We start from the raw sequence: 14,590 nt of genomic DNA, 5'->3' as shown, positions 1-14,590 counted from the left end.
CATCTTCAGGGCGCCCTTGGTCGATGTCTGGGAAATCAATGGCGGCAGGAAACAAGAATAAATGACTGCCGATGATGTATTCAAAGGCAGCTCATCCACTCCCCCGCTGCCACTGGAGGTCACCATGTCGTTCTCTCCCGTGTCGTCGCGTCGCTTTGGTTCCGCCCCCGTCATCTCCCCCCTCTCCACGGCCCGGCAGGGCCCTGCCTCTCCCGTGGCGGAGCAGGGCCGTGGCTCCCGCGCCCAGCCGCTCGCTCTTTCCCGGGACAGCTTCACGCCCGCGGGCGCCTCACCGGGCCTGGAGCAGCTCCAGTCGCTGATTGGCCGGAGCATGCAGGAGATTGCCCAGGAGCTCCGCTCCCTGCTGGAGAAGGTCGCGCCGCGCACCGACGCGTCGAGCTTCACGCCCGCGAGCTCGCAGCAGCCGCCGGTGAGCCTCGACCCGACGGAGGCACAGCCGGCGACGGCCGCCGCCGAGGCGCGCGACGGCACGGGGCTGGATACCCTCACCGAGGAGCCGGGCGTCGAGGAAGGCGAGGCCAGGCTGGAGCACAGGCCCTTCGGCGAGGTCCCGTACATCAACCAGTACCACCCCGACGGAGAGGAGAACGGCTACTCCAACGGCAAGGCCAACTGCGGCCCCACCTCCATGGCGATGATTGCCCGCTCCTTCGGGTACGGGAGTGACATGACGGATGCCGAGCTCATCACCCACCTGAACGCGGTCGACGGCAGCATGACGGGCGGCACCGACGTCGGAGCCATCGGCAAGATGGCGGAGAGGATGGGCCTGGAATCGGAGATGCGCGGGCCGGGCGCGAACGTGGACTGGATTGCCGAGCAGCTCCAGCAGGGCAAGCTGGTGGTGGCCAACGGCGACGTCCACTCCCTGGGCCCCAACAAGGACTCCAGCAAGAAGCCCTCCGGCCACTACGTGGTGGTGACGGGCATGGATGCCCAGGGCAACTTCCTCGTGAAGGACCCGGCGCAGCCCGAGGTCAAGGTCGTCTCGCCGCAGGAGCTGAAGACGTTCATCAACAAGAACCCCAACGGCGGCTACCAGTTCGGCATCGGGTAGTCACCCGCGGCGAGGGAGCGCGGTGTCTCATGGGCCGCGCTCCCTCCGCTCGCGCCAACTCACCTCTCGAGCACGAGCACCCAGTCCCCTGTTCCCGTGCCGTTGTTTCCGGGGGGCGTGAAGGTGCGGGTGCCGCTGTTCGGGAAGGGAGAGCCGCTCACGGTGGCATGGGTTCCCTGCGTCGGGTCGAACCACCGTGCCGTGGCGGGACCGCTCAGCCGGGACATGTCGACAGTCACCGTGCGGAGGCTCGGCAGGTAGGCGAGGCCGAAGGAGCCATCCGAGGCCAGTGCGGCGGCCGTGGCGTCCAGTCCGGGCGACCCGAAGCCCACGGTGAGGAACGTATGCGCCGCGTCCGGCACCAGCTTCTCCCACCGGCGACTGGAGAAGAGCGCCTTCACGTGCGCCATGTCGAGGGAGCCTCGGGCCTGGAGCTGGTCCTTCCAGAGGCGGGTCGTCTCGGAGATGGGGAGGTAGTTGAAGTTCCAGATGGGGTTGTTGCCGAAGATCTGCCCCATGCCTCCCGACAGGAGGGCCTCATACGCCTGCTGGCGGATGCCTCCCTGTTGTATGGAGCCCTCGTTCTCGTACCAGGCCTCGGTGAGGAAGAACGGGAGCCACTGAGTGCGCTGGTACTCGACCTGGGCGCGGGCCTGGACCATGGTCTGTGTGTTGGTCGCCACCGGGTAGGTGTAGACGTTGTCGACATCCAGCCAGCTCTCTCCGGCCCAGTACGCCAGCGCGGAGGTGTGGGGACCGCAGTGGACCGAGTGGAGGTGGTTGGCGTCCTGCGACTTGATGCCGTTGACGATGGCCCGCACCAGGTCCTTGTTGGGCGGGTTGTAGTCACCGCCCTGCATCCAGAGGATGTTGGGGAAGTCCTTGTAGCGCGCGCCCAGGAACTCGCCGTAGGTGCGCAGCCGCGCGGTGCCGTTGGCCTCCAGTTCCTGGTACCACCCCTCATTGCCTCCACCGATGCCCAGGTAGGCCGGGAGCAGGAGCACCTGGATGCCCTTCTGCGCCGCCTTCTGGAGCACCCAGTCGACGTGCGCGAAGTAGGCCTCGTTGGGCGTGGTGAAGTCCGGCACGGTGCTGGAAGGCAGCGTACCGGTGAAGGGGCTGACACCGTAGGCGTTGAGAGGCGGATTGGCGGCGAACTTGTGCTCGATGAGGTTCGCCAGGACGGTGTTGAAGCCCTTCTGGCGCCGGTCCTCCAGGTACAGCTCCGCGTCCTCCTTGCTGATGCCCACGAAGAGCGACCAGGCGGAGTCCCCGTGCAGCAGGAAGGGCTGGTTGTCCTGTCCGACGAGGTAGCGCAGGCCCGCCACGCGCTTCAGGGGATACGGTGACGTGGCCGCCACGTTGCTCACCTGCACCTGGACGCCGGTGCTGGTGGTGGTGTTGCCCGCGGCGTCCCTGGCGACGGCGGCCAGTGCATGGGTGCCATTGACGGCCGCGGTGGTGTCCCAGGACACGGAATAGGGCGGGCTCGTGTCCGCGCTCCCGAGCGGGGCGCCGTCGACGAGGAACGTGACGCTGGCGACGCCCACGTTGTCGGACGCGGAGGCCGCGAGGGTGACGAGGCCGGAGAGCGTGCTGCCCGCGCCCGGTGCCGTGAGGCTCACCGCCGGAGGCGTCGTGTCCGGTGTCACCGGGGTGATGGGCGTGTCCCGGTCACTGATGATTTCCGCCGCGGTGAGGGCGCGGTTGTAGATGCGCACCTCATCGATGAGCCCGGGGAAGTACTCGCCCCAGACGCGATTACCTCCGATGCGCAGCTCGTTCGTCGAGACGTCCATCGTGGCCGTCTCCGCGACGCTGGAGACGAGCACCCCGTTGACGTACAGCGAGAACGCCGCGCCGTCATAGGTCGCCGCCAGGTGGGTCCACGTGTTGAGCGGAAGCCCCGAGCCTCCCAGCACGCCATGCTCGATGCCTCCGGAGACGAAGAAGGCGCTGGGGCGGGTCTGGTCGGAGTTCGCATAGAGCACGTAGGCCATCTGCGAGGGCTTCTCCTTCATGATGACGGTCGGCCAGCGCTGCAGCGCCGCCGTGGGCTGGACCCAGGCCGACAGCGTCATCCCCTGCGTCAGGTCCAGGAGGTTCGAGTCCGGCACCGTCACGTAGTTGCCGCTGAACGCCAGGGCCCCGCCGTACCGGCCCGTGGTCCGCGTCTGTCCGGAGAGCGTGCCGTTCAGCCCGTTCCCCGACGCGTCCAAGGCCGTCGTTCCGCTCCCCTCGTCGAACCCATAGGCCGCGACCAGGCCGGGGACGGCCAGGGCCTGACGCTCGCTCCGCGCGCCCTCGGGAGCGCCGGACGCAGCGTCCTGGCACCCCCAGGAGAGACTCCCCAACACCACCGCCGTCATCCATGACTTCGAGCACCACCGTCCCACGAGCCGCTGCCCCCGTTCCATTTTTCATCTCCTGAGTTGCATTTGTTTCCCTGAAACTGTCCCCGCGTGAAGACGGGCCGTCAAGGAGACGGAGTCGGTCCGGCGCGAGCCCCAGGAGATGGCTCACGAACAGGGACTCCCAGCACGGGGTGGATGCGCCAGGAGCGGAAACGAAAAGCGTCGCGCGAACTCCGCGCCCCGGCACCGAAAGGAAGGACGAGGACGGCATGACGCCGGGCCTCCTTCACCTCGCGGTTGCCGGGAGCGACACGGCCCCGGCTGGGAGACACACGTGCAGACGCAAACGGAGAGTCAGGCGCGGACGGACTGGGTGGCGGTGCTGGACCAGGAGGCAAAAGCGCTCGTGGGAGCGCTGGATGCGCATCCCGATGCCAGTCGCCTCTTCGGTGGCACCATCGACACGGCGGGCTACATCCACTACCTCGTCCAGACGTATCACTACGCCCGCTGGAGCACGCCGATGCTGGCGGAGGCGGGCAAGCGGCTGAAGCGCCTGGGCCGGCATCCCCAGCTCGCGGACCTGCTGCTGCAGAAGGCGGACGAAGAGCGGGGGCACGAGCGGTGGCTGCTCTCGGACCTGAAGAACCTGGGGTGCGAGGAGGAGCAGGTCGAGGCCGCGGCGCGCACCCCGGCGGTGGATGCCTATACGGGCTGGAACTTCTTCACCTCGAAGTCGGGCGTGCCCACCGCCATCCTGGGCACGGCGTACGTCCTGGAGTACCTGTCCCAGACGCGCGCGGGCGTGGCGGCGGAGCGCCTGCTCCAGGCGGACGCAATCCCAAACATCCACAAGTCCGTGACGTTCCTTCGCAGCCACGGCGCCCTGGATGGAGGCCATGTGGCGGAGATGGCCTCGGTGCTGCAGTCGCTGACGGACCGGGAGGAACAGGCGGCCGTGATTCTCTCGGCACGCGCCACGCGCGTCGTCTATCCGGGCATCTTCCGCGAGGTCTGAAGACTGTCATACCTCGCCAGGGGTAGAGACAGCCCAGGCCGTGGAAGCCATTCTCCCGTTCGAACCGTGGCATTCGAACCGCGAGGCGTCTTCATGCGCTACATCACGCAAATCCATCTCGAAGGCGGTGCGCTCCACGAGCACATCACCCGCCTTCGCTGGAAGGACGGCGCCACCACCGGGGAAGCCAGCCGCGCGGAGCTGGTCCAGTGGGTCAGGAGTGGAGGGGATGCGCGGGTGGAGACCCGCTCGTCCCGGGACGTGAAGGTCGAGGTCATCAACGCCACTCCGCCCTACCTGCGGACGAAGGCGAACGGCATCGCCACGGACAACCTGCTCGAGCTGCCCCGATTCTGAAGGGGCGCGCGGTGGGCGGGCGACGCGAGCGGGCTCGGAACAGGGAGTGGGGCGAGCCCGCTCGTGTCATCTCAGACGGGCTTGTTGAGGTGGGCCGCCTGGTAGAGGAAGTCGGCCCGGCTGTCGACCTTCAGCCGCCGGAAGATTTCCTTCACGTGCGTCTTCACCGTCGCCTCGGAGAGGTCGAGCTCGCTGGCGATGTCCTCGTTGGACCAGTTCCTGAGCAGGCCCCGGGCGATGTCGATGTGCCGCGGCGTGAGCGCTCGCCGCATCACGTCCGGGAGGGGAATGGACAGGGGAATCTCGTTCAGGACGAGGGCCCATGAGCGCGGGCCGTCGGACTCGGGCAGCTCGACGAACCTGACGACGCGGTACGCATCTCCGTGGAGCGAGACCCAGAGACTGGCATCGAGGCGCGCGTCACCCTCCATGCGCGTCAGGGCCTGCATGCGCTCCAGCAGCACGCGCGGGATTCCGGACGCGTCGAGGTCGGAGGGAACGAACCATTTCTCCAGCAGCGCGGCGGCCCGCTGCGAGCGCAGCACCTCGTGCGAGGGCGGCTCCACCACGAGGAAGGCGGAGTCCTGCTGGCTGTAGAGCTCTTCCAGGAGGCGCGCGCCCGTCGTGGCGACCTGCACGTCGCGGCAGTTGCGCACCGCGTTCACCAGGTGCGGCGTGAGGCTGGTGAGGATGGCGGCGTGCTGCTCGGAGAAGGGCATCCGGCGGTCCCGGTACAGCGTGAAGGCGCCGCACATCCCCGGAGGCACGGGCAGGAGGACCGCCATGACGTGCTCCAGGCTCAGGTCCAGCTCCCGGCTGCGCTGGTACAGCGCGCTGCGCTCCAATTCCTTTCGCGAAAGCATCTCCGAGTCCCGGAGGGCCACATGGGGCCGGGCGAAAATCGGAGCGCGCACGAAATCAGAGTCGGCCCACTTGGAATACTCATCCAGCAGGGCGAGCCGGTGGCCCGGCACCAGCCACTTGAACTCCACGAGCGGCCCCAGGGTGATGAGGCACAGCCCCATGTAGTCCGCGGGTGTCAGCTCGAGGAGGGGCTCCCGGGCGGCTTCGAGGGCCTTGGGGAGGGACAGGTTGCTGTTGAGGGCCGCGATGACCCTGTCCCTGAGTACCCATTCCTGCGAGCTGAGATTCATCGACGCGAGCATCCATCCTCCCTGGTCAGACAACCCCGCGGGTCCGTACCGCTGCCGGTCATTCAATAGCGCGGGCTGAAGGCCTGTCCCTCACCCCTCGGGAGTAGGGCCCGTGCTTGACTGAAGGCTTTCCTTCCAACCCGCCATGATGCAAGTGGGTGGATGTCGACTGCCTGGCGGCCCGGGGTGCGCCGGTGGAGTGACGGCTCAGCGGTACACGACGAAGTTCTGCCCGTTGTTGTTGTTCCAGGTGCGATTGCCGGACGCGTCATCCACGTAGATGGCGAACTGGACGGTGCTGAACGACAGGTAGGGCGGGATGTTGAAGTACCCGTACCAGACCTCGTCCTGGCTGCCATGGGCATTGGGCTCGTTGTTGGCCCACTGGAGCGTGCCCCACTGCGCCGTCTGCCAGTTGTCCCACGAGTAGACGACGCCGGCGGTGTGCCCCGGGGCAACCGGCCAGACGCCCGTGCTGAGCTGGAATTGATGGAAGACATAGCCGCCACCGGCGCCCACCACCGGCACGCTCGCCGTCTTCAGCCACGTCGTCTCCGCGGCGGCCAGGGCGGGCACGAGGAGGAACAGCGCGGCGGCCAGACTTCCAAGACGCTTCTTCATGCAGACTCCCTTCGAGAGAAGCGTCCACCTTGGTCCGCGCGCTCCGTGAACTCAACACCACCGGAAGCTCGCGGCTGCCCAGACGAAAAGCCCTGCCCGGTGAGGTCATCACCGGACAGGGCCTCGGGGGCTTCGCGTGGCTGTTGCGTGAGGCTCAGTCGTGCTGGAACGACGAGCTCATGTCGTTGGAGTTGAAGCGGGTGCTCAGCCGCTGGATGCCGCGCGAGCCCAGGTCCACCAGCTCGCCCTTGTCGGTGACGCCGTCGCCGTCGCGGTCCTCCCAGATCTTCAGGCCCTTGAGCTCGCTGCCCTCGACGCGGCCGTTGCCGTCCTTGTCGAAGTACTTCGACAGCTTCTCGTAGCCGTTGGAGAAGCGGTTGGTGCCGTCCAGGTCCACGTGGCCGAAGATTTCCTTGCCGCTGGTGATCTTCCCGTCGCCGTCCACGTCCCAGGCGAGGATGCCGTCGCCGCCCGTCTTCGAATCCCAGGCCTTGGTCCACTCGTTCTCGTTGACGTTGCCGAAGTGGTACATGAGCTGGTTCTTCTGCTTGTCCGTCTTCAGCTCGCCCACCAGCTTGCCGTCCGGGCCGCGGAACTCGGCGCGCATGCCCTTGCTCAGCCCCAGGCCCATGTCGCCCGACTTCGCCTTGGACTTGTTCAGGGCGCTGGCGTCCAGCGTCTTCACCTTCTTGCCCTTGGCGTCGAACACCTCCACCTTGGTGCCGGCGGGCAGCTCGGGAGCGCCCTTGCCCGGGCGGCGCTGGACGCTCTTCGTCGTCCACTGACGGTTGCTGGGGTCCAGGTCGAAGCCCTTGACCGTCTTGCCCTCCAGCTTGCCGTTGCCCTTGATGTTGCTACCGGTGATGTCCGCCTTCCCGTTGCCGTTCAGGTCCAGGACGATGGGCGACTTCTGCGTCGTCTTGGTGCCCGACTTCGCGTCGAAGAAGACGTCCCACATCTTCCCCTTCTGCAAGGGGGGCTCGCAGTGGGGCCGGGGCGTGGGCTCGCAGTGGGGCCGGGGCGGGCAGTGCGAGCCCGACGACGGCGGGGGCTGCTGGCAGTCCTGCGAAGGCCGCGGCTGGCAGCCGCCCTGGCCCATCTGGCCGAGCATGTCCACCAGCGACTGGAAGAAGTTGGCCATCTCCTGGAACAGCTGGGAGACGGTGTCCTCCAGCCCACCCTGCTGGGCCCCGCCCACCGGCGTGGGGAAGCACCCGCCCGGGGCAAAGCTGTCCCTCGTCGGAGTCCCACACTTGGAGGTGTTCGAGGCGCCATGGGAGTCATTGACGCTGACGCGGGAGGACGAGGAGAGCTCGAGGCTCGTCCGCTGGAACGACAGGGCCGCACGGGTGTGGCTCGTAATGGTGGTCATGGGGGAAAGCCTTTTCGCTGGGAGGTGCGCGAGCACCTACTATTGAAGGGGTTATCGCACCCTGTGTGCAGCGAGTTTCCGCCCGGATTCCGAGATTCTTATCCTGAATTTCCCCCTGCCCCGGCGCGCAGACCTGTCGCCTTCCGGACAGCGGACGGGGTGTGGTGGGGCCGATAGAGTGCCCCGCCCCATGAGAGTCCCGCTCGAGCTCCGCCGCGCCTACAAGCTGCTCAACCACGGCCCCACCACGCTCGTCACGAGCGCCGCGCAGGGCCGCACCAATGTGATGGCCGCCGCCTGGGCCATGCCCCTCGACTTCGAGCCGCCCAAGTTCGCCGTCGTCATCGCCGAGGGCACCTTCACCCGCGAGCTGGTGGACGCCTCGGGCGAGCTCACCCTCTGTGTCCCCACCCGCGCGCAGCTGGACGCGGTGTACGCCGCGGGCTCGGTCTCCGGGCGCTACGAGGACAAGTGGGCGGCGACGGGGCTCAAGGCCGCTCCCGCCTCGCGCGTGAAGGCGCCGCTCGTGGAGGGCTGCGTGGGCTGGCTGGAGTGCCGCGTGCTCTCCGAGCCGGACAACCAGCGCAAGTATGACCTGTTCATCGCCGAGGCCGTCGCGGCCTGGGTCGAGGACTCTGTGTGGAAGGACGGCGGCTGGGACTTCAGCGCCGGTGATGCGTACCGCCCCATCCATCACCTGGCTGGCGGTGTGTTCTTCGCCACGGGTGAGCGGCTGCTGCCGCGCAAGTCGTAGGCGAGAGGAATGGGGTGCGGCGCCTCGCCTGGCGTGGCGGGCCTCACCTGCTGGCGATGCTGCTTCGCGCGTCGTCGCATTCGGCGCACTTCGCGCTCGGGGGATGGAGGAACACGAGCGGGTCGCGCTCCAGGTGTTCGAGCGCGACCGCGACGATGTCCCGCGAGCGGATGAGCCGGGCGTGCGCGTGGCCCACGCTCCCCTCAGACTGGAGGCCCCGCTCCCGGAGCCACGTGTCCGCGAGGGCGAAGCGCTCACAGCAATGGTCGTTCTCCAGGTAGGGCACGTGGACCGGGCGTCCGTCCTGGAGCACGGTGATGTGTTTCGGCACGCCGTAGGGAACGCCCGCGAGGAGCTCCGCCAGATGGAGCGTGGTGTCGGAGTCGTGGCCGACTCCGAGGAGGAGCACCTGCCCGTCCAAATCACACACGTGGCCGACGGGGCTCTCGGGGACATGGGGCGGCGTCGGCAGTGGACCGGCGGTGATGTCCTCTGCCTTCGGGCCCACCGCCGCGAAGGCGAAGGCGTGATTGCTTCGCACCACCCCGGGGAGCCGCCAGAAGGTGTCCGGCACCACGCCGAGGTCCTCGGAGGCCGGAGTGGTCTTCGGGTCGAACGGCTCCTCGTCGCTCCCCGTCCACGAGGGAGTGACCAGCGTGCCCTCGGGACCGAGGGCGGCACGGAGCGCCTCGATGAGGCCCTTCGGCCCACCTTCCACCGGCCGCACGGCCCGGAAGGACGTGTGGACGAGCAGGATGCCGCCGGGCCTGACGCCGAGCGCGCGGAGCTGCGCCACGACTTCGTCCCTGGTGAGTTCCTTCCGGATGTCCTGGCGTTCGCTCATGGGCCCATTCTCCCAGGAAGCTTCCGCCCGGGTCCATGGCGGGAGCCTCTCATGCGTGATGCGTCGTCGTGAGCACCTGGCCGGCCCGGTTCAGCAGGTCGACGTCGTCGTGGAGGACATCGTCTCGCGTGTATCGGTGGAGGACGTCGACCTCCACGCCCCACCCTTCCACGGGGATGCCTCGCTTCTCACCGACCCGGGTGGACCGCATCAGCGCCACGCGAGCCCTGGCCCCGCGCGACAAGGGCTTCAGCAGGCCGCCCTGTGCCTGGCCCAGGTCCCGGATGAGCTGCTGATGAAAGGAGATGATCGAGCCGCCCGCGCCGGTATGCGTGTCGACACCGACGACCTTCCCGATGTGATGGTCCATGAAACCCGCGACGAACACGTCGGTGGCGCTGTAGCTCAGCGCATCACATAGGAGGACGACCGGTCCCGCGTAGATGCGCCCGACATCGTTTGCCTGCTCCACCGGCGTCAGCGGAATCCCCTCGGAGAACGGCTCGCTCGTGACGACGCCCGCTCGGAGCGAAGGCCTCCACGGTGCCCACTGCTCGCAGGACTCGCTCAGCTCACGCGTGAGGTCCGTGCACCGGAGGGAGAAGGGCTCCGGTTCGATACGGCTCGGGGTGAAGAGCTGGAGAAGCCTCTCACCCGCGGGGATGGAGCCGCCCGGGTTGCCGCGCACGTCGATGATGAGCCCCGTCTCGGGGAGCCGCCGGACGATTCGTTCGACCTCCCTGACGAATCCCTCCACATCGTCGACCACGAAGTGGGCAATCCGCAGATAGCCAAACGTCCCGCTGGACGTCTCCACGCGCCGGAAGGACAGGCACTCCGGAAAGAGACTGCGCCCGCTCTCCTGGCCGGGCTCGAGCAACTCCGCGCGCAGTCGCTGCAGGTGCATGGCGTGCTCGTCGAGCCCGTGGGCCGGGGTCTTCATGGAAGCCCACCCGGCATCTGGCGCGTCGCTCGGGTCCGTCTCACGGACACGCCACGGGAGCTTGATATCGGCCGGGCCCTTCTTGCCGAGGTACGTGAGGAACACGGAGTCCTCATCCGGCGGGAGGCCGTACTTCAGGACGCGCCACGTCAGTGACTCCACGGCGCGGCGCCTCCGCGCGGCGTGATTCGCGCCCGCCGTCGACAGCCCGAGGCGAAAGACCTTGTGCGCCAGGGGCTCGCCATTCCAGTGCGTCACCTCCACGCCCCTGACGAAGTCCCCGCCCAGGTCCACTCCCGGCGCGAGCGCTCCCACGACGTAATGCGCCGCGCCCGCCTCGTCGAAGTACTCATGGAGCTGGAAGGGCAGGAAGGCCGTGAGCCTCGACCAGGGCTCCGGCAGGTCAATCATCGTGTGGAAGTCACGCAGCCCGGTGCACAGCCGCAGCAGGGCCTCCATGAAGGAGTGGTCGTCCGGGTAGTGCCCGAGGTTCTCCTGGAGCAACCGGGCCTGCTCGACGGGGCGCACTCCGAGCATGCGCTCCTTGAGCGGCAGATGGACGTAGAACCCATCGAGCAGCACCTCCCACTGATGTGCCAGGAGAAGCCTCTCGTCGCGTGACTCGAAGAGACGGAGGTGGCGAACGGATTCCAGCGGAGGAGCGCGCGTTGAGCCCATGACTGCCGCCAGGGTGACAGTGAGTCCCTTCTGGGGGAAGAGCGCGCAGCCCTATACTCGGGACGCGGGCCCACGCCGGAGGGGGAGCGGCGCGAGAGACGGGCCGGAAGCGGGAGCACGTTGTCCGAGGCAACCTACGATTTCTTCGCCCCGGAGGCGGTGTGGAGCGCGGATGCCCTCCTCCACCGGGTGCGCGCTGAGAGTCCCGTGTACTGGAGCCCCCAGTTCAATGGCTGGGTCCTGACGCGCTACGCGGACGTGCTCGCGGCGGCCAGGGAGCGCAGGCTGGTCTCTCCTCCGGGAACGGGCTGGTTGGACCGCCTGCCCGCGGAGCTCAAGCCGCGCTTCCAGCCAGCACGAGACGCCCTCCGGCTGTGGGCGGGACTCAGCAGTGAGCAGGACCACCTGGACTTCCAACGGGCCCTGAAGAAGTACTTCACCCCCGCCCAGGTGGACCGGCTGCGCCCGAGCGTGCAGCGCTTCATCGACGAGCTGCTCGAAACCGCGCGGACCGCCGGTGAGCTGGAGGTGGTGGAAGAGCTGGCCCGTCCCCTGTCCGCCAGTGTCATCGGCGAGCTGCTCGGGCTTCCCGTGGGAGACCGCGAGCTGCTGCTGCGCTGGTCCACCGACCTCCAGAGCTTCTTCCAGCATGCCAGTCTGGAGAGTCTGCATCGCGGCCAGCGCAGCCTGCTGGAGATGCAGGACTACATGCGCCCCCTGGTCGAGGAGCGCCGCCGCGCGCCGCGCGAGGACCTCGTCAGCGTCATGGTGTCGCAGGAGGAGGGCTTCTTCGCCCGCGAGCCGGAGGCGGTCGTCGCCAACTGCGTGACGTTGCTCTTCAGCGGGCATGAGACGACCAGCCGGCTCATCTCCAGCGGCCTGCTGCTGTTGATGGAGGACCCGGAGCAGCAGGCCCTGCTGCGCGACAGGCCCGAGCTGATGCCCTCGGCCATCGAGGAGATGCTGCGCTACGCGGGGCCCACCGTGGCGATGATTCGCGTGAGCAGGGAGCCGGTGGAGCTGGCGGGCCGGCGGTTCTCCGCCGGCGAGTCCTTCGTGCTCATGTACAAGGCCGCCAACCGAGACCCCGAGGTCTTCGCCGAGCCGGACCGGTTCGACATCACCCGCCAGCCGAACCGGCACCTGGCCTTCGGGATGGGCCCCTTCGCCTGCCTGGGCTCGGCGTTGTCACGCATGGAGGCGGAGGTCTGCTTCCACACGCTGCTACGGCGCCTGCCCGATTTGCGCCCGGCCTTCGAGACACCGGACTGGAAGCCGCTGCCGCCCTTGAATCGGAGCCTGCGCACGCTGCGCGTCGCGATGCCTCCACGCGCGTGAGCGCGGCGTCAGCCCATCGGGCCGCCACCACCCGTGCCGCCGCCCGGGAAGCCCGACTCGTACTCGCTCGCGAGCGCGTCCGGGGATTGCCCGAGGGCGGCCTTGAGCGTCTGCAGGAATGTCTCCTGTCCCTCGATGGGATACCCGGCCTCCCGAAGGGCCCGCTCGGGGTCGGCGCTCAGCAGCTTGCGGAACTCCGCGTCGGAGATGGCGCGGGTGGTGATTTCGTCGATGAGCTTCTTGTCCATGGTGTCGAGTCCAGGGTGTCGGTGCCAGATGAAGCCTTCAGCTACGCGGACTGCTCGCGGCGGCCCCGCGCGATGAGGGCGGCCATCGGGATGCCCGGTGTGTCGGGATAGGGGTTGAGCTCCACGCTGTCGAAGGCGGGCTCGAACATCGCGCGCATCACCTCCACGGGCGGCGCGAGCACATCCTCGTGGTGCTTCCCGTCAGGCTCCACGAAGGACCAGCGTGTGCCATCGGGCGAGCGCAGCGTCACCGCATCCATGAGCCTCCCCTGGGCCTGGAGGGAGACGAAGCGCGCCGGGTCGAACACGGGCAGGAAGACGGTGCCACCCGGGCGCGTCCACCGCGTCAACTGCTTCACGAGCCGCTCGACGTGCGCGACCGACTCCTGCAGCCCATAGGCGCCCCACATGCAGGAGGTGAAGGCGAAGCGTCCCTCGAGGTCCGGATGCGGTGCGAGGAAGTCACCCTCGATGAAGCGGGCCTCGGGGTTCGCCTCGCGGGCGAGCGCGAGCATCGCGGGGGAGAGGTCGAGCCCCGTGCAGGAGATGTTGGGATTGCCGCGCCCGTGGCGGAGGAAGAAGCCGGTGCCACAGGCCACGTCCAGCCACGAGTCCGCCTGCATGGTGAGCATCCGGAGGAAGAACAATTCGAGACGTGTCTTCTCGCGGAAGCCGTACTCGGGCGTGTGCAGGAACACCGCGTCGTAGCGGCGCGCGTACGCCTCGTCATAGGTGGCGCGAACCTGGTCGGGCGTCATGGAACGGCCTTCTCGCCGGCAAGGACCCAGCGGAGTTGAAACACCTTCGCCTCGTGCGCCAGCTCGTCCAATAGCGACAGCCGCTCGCGCGTGTACTCCGAGAACTCCGTGAGGCCGAGCGTCTCCGCGCTCCTGGCGGCTCGGTGCTGCCACTCAGCAGAGGCTTCCAGCGTCGCAACGAGGAGGCCTCGGCCATAGAGCGCTTCACGCACCGTCCGCAGCGACTGCTCAGGGGGGCACCTCGCGTGAAGCCGGCCCGTGCGAGCAGGAACGTGCGGTGGCCATTGGCGAGGTCCCTCCGCCAGCCGACCACGTCGTTGGTCAACCCGTAGGCGACGCCGAGTTGATCCACGAGTGTCTCGACGGTGGGCTCGAGCTCACCGTGACCGGCGAGGATGCACATGGCGAGCGCGGGCACGCGGGCGAAGGCCACCTTGCGCGCATGCTGCTCGAAGCGCTCGTCGTCATACGGGGCGTCGGAGAGGAGCTGCTCGTGCTCCGCGAGCGTCCACCGGGTGAAGTCGAGCCAGGAGCGCTCGAAGGCCGCGCGGAAGGCGGCCGAGCTTCCGACGAGCGACTCCAGGAGGCGCGCCATCTCCCATACACACACGTTGCCGAGCAACGTCTGCGAGCGCTCCGGGTGCGCCTCGTCGAGGAGGTCATCCTGGATGCGGATGTACAGGTAGCCCCACATCGCGGCGGCCACGAGGCGCGCCGTCGTCTCCTCCGAGGGCACGGAGGCGGGTTGCTCGCGCCGGAAGCGCTCGCGCAGCCACAGCGGGAGGAAGACGAGCGGGGGCGCGAGCCGGCTGGAGAAGTAGCCACGGTGGCCCTTCTCTCCATGGGCGATTCGAGCGAGGAAGCGGCGCGCCAGTGCATCGAGCGGGGGGGCCAGCGTGGTGAGCCGTCCCTCCAGGATGTCCCAGGCAGCGTCGAGGATGGATTGATGGACCTGGTAGCTTCGCAACGGTGCTCCGACGTCGAGCATAGAGTTACGCGTGATATCGATGCAACGCACGGAACGAGCTCCTGCGTCAGCACGCATGTCCTGAGTACAATGAACACGGAATTCC

At 68.2% G+C, this 14,590-nt stretch carries 14 protein-coding genes; 5 read left to right on the top strand and 9 right to left on the bottom strand.

Annotated elements, in window-relative coordinates; genetic code table 11:
• Positions 1-124 precede the first annotated feature (124 nt).
• Positions 125-1,078: a C39 family peptidase gene (locus ACVTJA_RS13995; protein WP_465836859.1), complete on the top strand. Its 954-nt coding sequence runs from the start codon at positions 125-127 to the stop codon at positions 1,076-1,078.
• Between the two features lie 59 nt (positions 1,079-1,137).
• Here the strand turns inward: ACVTJA_RS13995 and ACVTJA_RS13990 are convergent, their stop codons facing one another.
• Positions 1,138-3,495 carry an apiosidase-like domain-containing protein gene (locus ACVTJA_RS13990; RefSeq protein WP_465836858.1) on the bottom strand — a complete coding sequence of 786 codons (2,358 nt, stop codon included), beginning with the start codon at positions 3,493-3,495 and terminating at the stop codon, positions 1,138-1,140.
• Positions 3,496-3,766: 271 nt separating this feature from the next.
• Here ACVTJA_RS13990 and ACVTJA_RS13985 point away from each other — a divergent pair, with 271 nt between their 5' ends.
• A complete protein-coding gene (locus ACVTJA_RS13985) occupies positions 3,767-4,450 on the top strand; it encodes an iron-containing redox enzyme family protein (protein ID WP_465836857.1) in 684 nt (227 codons plus the stop codon).
• Between the two features lie 93 nt (positions 4,451-4,543).
• Positions 4,544-4,807 (top strand): DUF3892 domain-containing protein, encoded by a 264-nt coding sequence (locus tag ACVTJA_RS13980; protein WP_465836856.1) that lies wholly within the window; start codon positions 4,544-4,546, stop codon positions 4,805-4,807.
• A 71-nt stretch (positions 4,808-4,878) separates the two neighbouring features.
• Here the strand turns inward: ACVTJA_RS13980 and ACVTJA_RS13975 are convergent, their stop codons facing one another.
• The 3 genes from ACVTJA_RS13975 to ACVTJA_RS13965 all read right to left on the bottom strand — a co-directional run bounded on the left by ACVTJA_RS13975 (position 4,879) and on the right by ACVTJA_RS13965 (position 7,954).
• Positions 4,879-5,973 carry a helix-turn-helix transcriptional regulator gene (locus tag ACVTJA_RS13975; protein WP_465836855.1) on the bottom strand — a complete coding sequence of 365 codons (1,095 nt, stop codon included), beginning with the start codon at positions 5,971-5,973 and terminating at the stop codon, positions 4,879-4,881.
• Positions 5,974-6,168: 195 nt separating this feature from the next.
• Positions 6,169-6,582: a hypothetical protein gene (locus ACVTJA_RS13970; RefSeq protein WP_465836854.1), complete on the bottom strand. Its 414-nt coding sequence runs from the start codon at positions 6,580-6,582 to the stop codon at positions 6,169-6,171.
• Between the two features lie 154 nt (positions 6,583-6,736).
• A complete protein-coding gene (locus tag ACVTJA_RS13965) occupies positions 6,737-7,954 on the bottom strand; it encodes an EF-hand domain-containing protein (RefSeq protein ID WP_465836853.1) in 1,218 nt (405 codons plus the stop codon).
• Between the two features lie 190 nt (positions 7,955-8,144).
• Between ACVTJA_RS13965 and ACVTJA_RS13960 the strand changes: the two genes are divergently transcribed.
• A complete protein-coding gene (locus tag ACVTJA_RS13960; protein WP_465836852.1) occupies positions 8,145-8,708 on the top strand; it encodes a flavin reductase family protein in 564 nt (187 codons plus the stop codon).
• Positions 8,709-8,751: 43 nt separating this feature from the next.
• Here ACVTJA_RS13960 and aac(3)-IV read toward each other — a convergent pair whose 3' ends face one another.
• Both aac(3)-IV and ACVTJA_RS13950 read right to left on the bottom strand, forming a co-directional pair.
• Positions 8,752-9,552: an AAC(3)-IV family aminoglycoside N-acetyltransferase gene (gene aac(3)-IV / locus ACVTJA_RS13955; RefSeq protein ID WP_465836851.1), complete on the bottom strand. Its 801-nt coding sequence runs from the start codon at positions 9,550-9,552 to the stop codon at positions 8,752-8,754.
• Between the two features lie 49 nt (positions 9,553-9,601).
• Positions 9,602-11,173, bottom strand: a complete 1,572-nt coding sequence (locus ACVTJA_RS13950; protein ID WP_465836850.1) for a S41 family peptidase — start codon at positions 11,171-11,173, stop codon at positions 9,602-9,604.
• 120 nt (positions 11,174-11,293) lie between these two features.
• Between ACVTJA_RS13950 and ACVTJA_RS13945 the strand changes: the two genes are divergently transcribed.
• On the top strand, positions 11,294-12,511 hold the full coding sequence (locus tag ACVTJA_RS13945) for a cytochrome P450 (protein ID WP_465836849.1): 1,218 nt from the start codon (positions 11,294-11,296) through the stop codon (positions 12,509-12,511).
• 8 nt (positions 12,512-12,519) lie between these two features.
• Here the strand turns inward: ACVTJA_RS13945 and ACVTJA_RS13940 are convergent, their stop codons facing one another.
• Genes ACVTJA_RS13940 through ACVTJA_RS13930 form a run of 3 tightly spaced genes read right to left on the bottom strand, consistent with a single transcriptional unit; the run spans position 12,520 to position 14,484 of the window.
• Complete coding sequence (locus tag ACVTJA_RS13940) at positions 12,520-12,759, bottom strand: hypothetical protein (RefSeq protein ID WP_465836848.1); 240 nt, start codon at positions 12,757-12,759, stop codon at positions 12,520-12,522.
• A 41-nt stretch (positions 12,760-12,800) separates the two neighbouring features.
• Positions 12,801-13,517 carry a class I SAM-dependent methyltransferase gene (locus ACVTJA_RS13935; protein ID WP_465836847.1) on the bottom strand — a complete coding sequence of 239 codons (717 nt, stop codon included), beginning with the start codon at positions 13,515-13,517 and terminating at the stop codon, positions 12,801-12,803.
• Positions 13,486-14,484: a class 1 isoprenoid biosynthesis enzyme gene (locus ACVTJA_RS13930; RefSeq protein WP_465836846.1), complete on the bottom strand. Its 999-nt coding sequence runs from the start codon at positions 14,482-14,484 to the stop codon at positions 13,486-13,488. Before ACVTJA_RS13930 ends, ACVTJA_RS13935 begins: the two co-directional genes overlap by 32 nt.
• Between the last annotated feature and the right edge of the window lie 106 nt (positions 14,485-14,590).

Source organism: Pyxidicoccus sp. M6, assembly GCF_055568925.1.
This window is presented reverse-complemented; position numbering and strand designations above follow the sequence as displayed.

Bases quoted from the DNA above. Each gene is read 5' to 3' on its own strand.
- ACVTJA_RS13940 (WP_465836848.1), bottom strand. From the start codon at position 12,759: ATGGACAAGAAGCTCATCGACGAAATCACCACCCGCGCCATCTCCGAC.
- ACVTJA_RS13950 (WP_465836850.1), bottom strand. From the start codon at position 11,173: ATGGGCTCAACGCGCGCTCCTCCGCTGGAATCCGTTCGCCACCTCCGT.
- ACVTJA_RS13975 (WP_465836855.1), bottom strand. From the start codon at position 5,973: ATGCTCGCGTCGATGAATCTCAGCTCGCAGGAATGGGTACTCAGGGAC.
- ACVTJA_RS13990 (WP_465836858.1), bottom strand. From the start codon at position 3,495: ATGGAACGGGGGCAGCGGCTCGTGGGACGGTGGTGCTCGAAGTCATGG.
- ACVTJA_RS13935 (WP_465836847.1), bottom strand. From the start codon at position 13,517: ATGACGCCCGACCAGGTTCGCGCCACCTATGACGAGGCGTACGCGCGC.
- ACVTJA_RS13965 (WP_465836853.1), bottom strand. From the start codon at position 7,954: ATGACCACCATTACGAGCCACACCCGTGCGGCCCTGTCGTTCCAGCGG.
- ACVTJA_RS13970 (WP_465836854.1), bottom strand. From the start codon at position 6,582: ATGAAGAAGCGTCTTGGAAGTCTGGCCGCCGCGCTGTTCCTCCTCGTG.
- ACVTJA_RS13960 (WP_465836852.1), top strand. From the start codon at position 8,145: ATGAGAGTCCCGCTCGAGCTCCGCCGCGCCTACAAGCTGCTCAACCAC.
- ACVTJA_RS13980 (WP_465836856.1), top strand. From the start codon at position 4,544: ATGCGCTACATCACGCAAATCCATCTCGAAGGCGGTGCGCTCCACGAG.
- ACVTJA_RS13995 (WP_465836859.1), top strand. From the start codon at position 125: ATGTCGTTCTCTCCCGTGTCGTCGCGTCGCTTTGGTTCCGCCCCCGTC.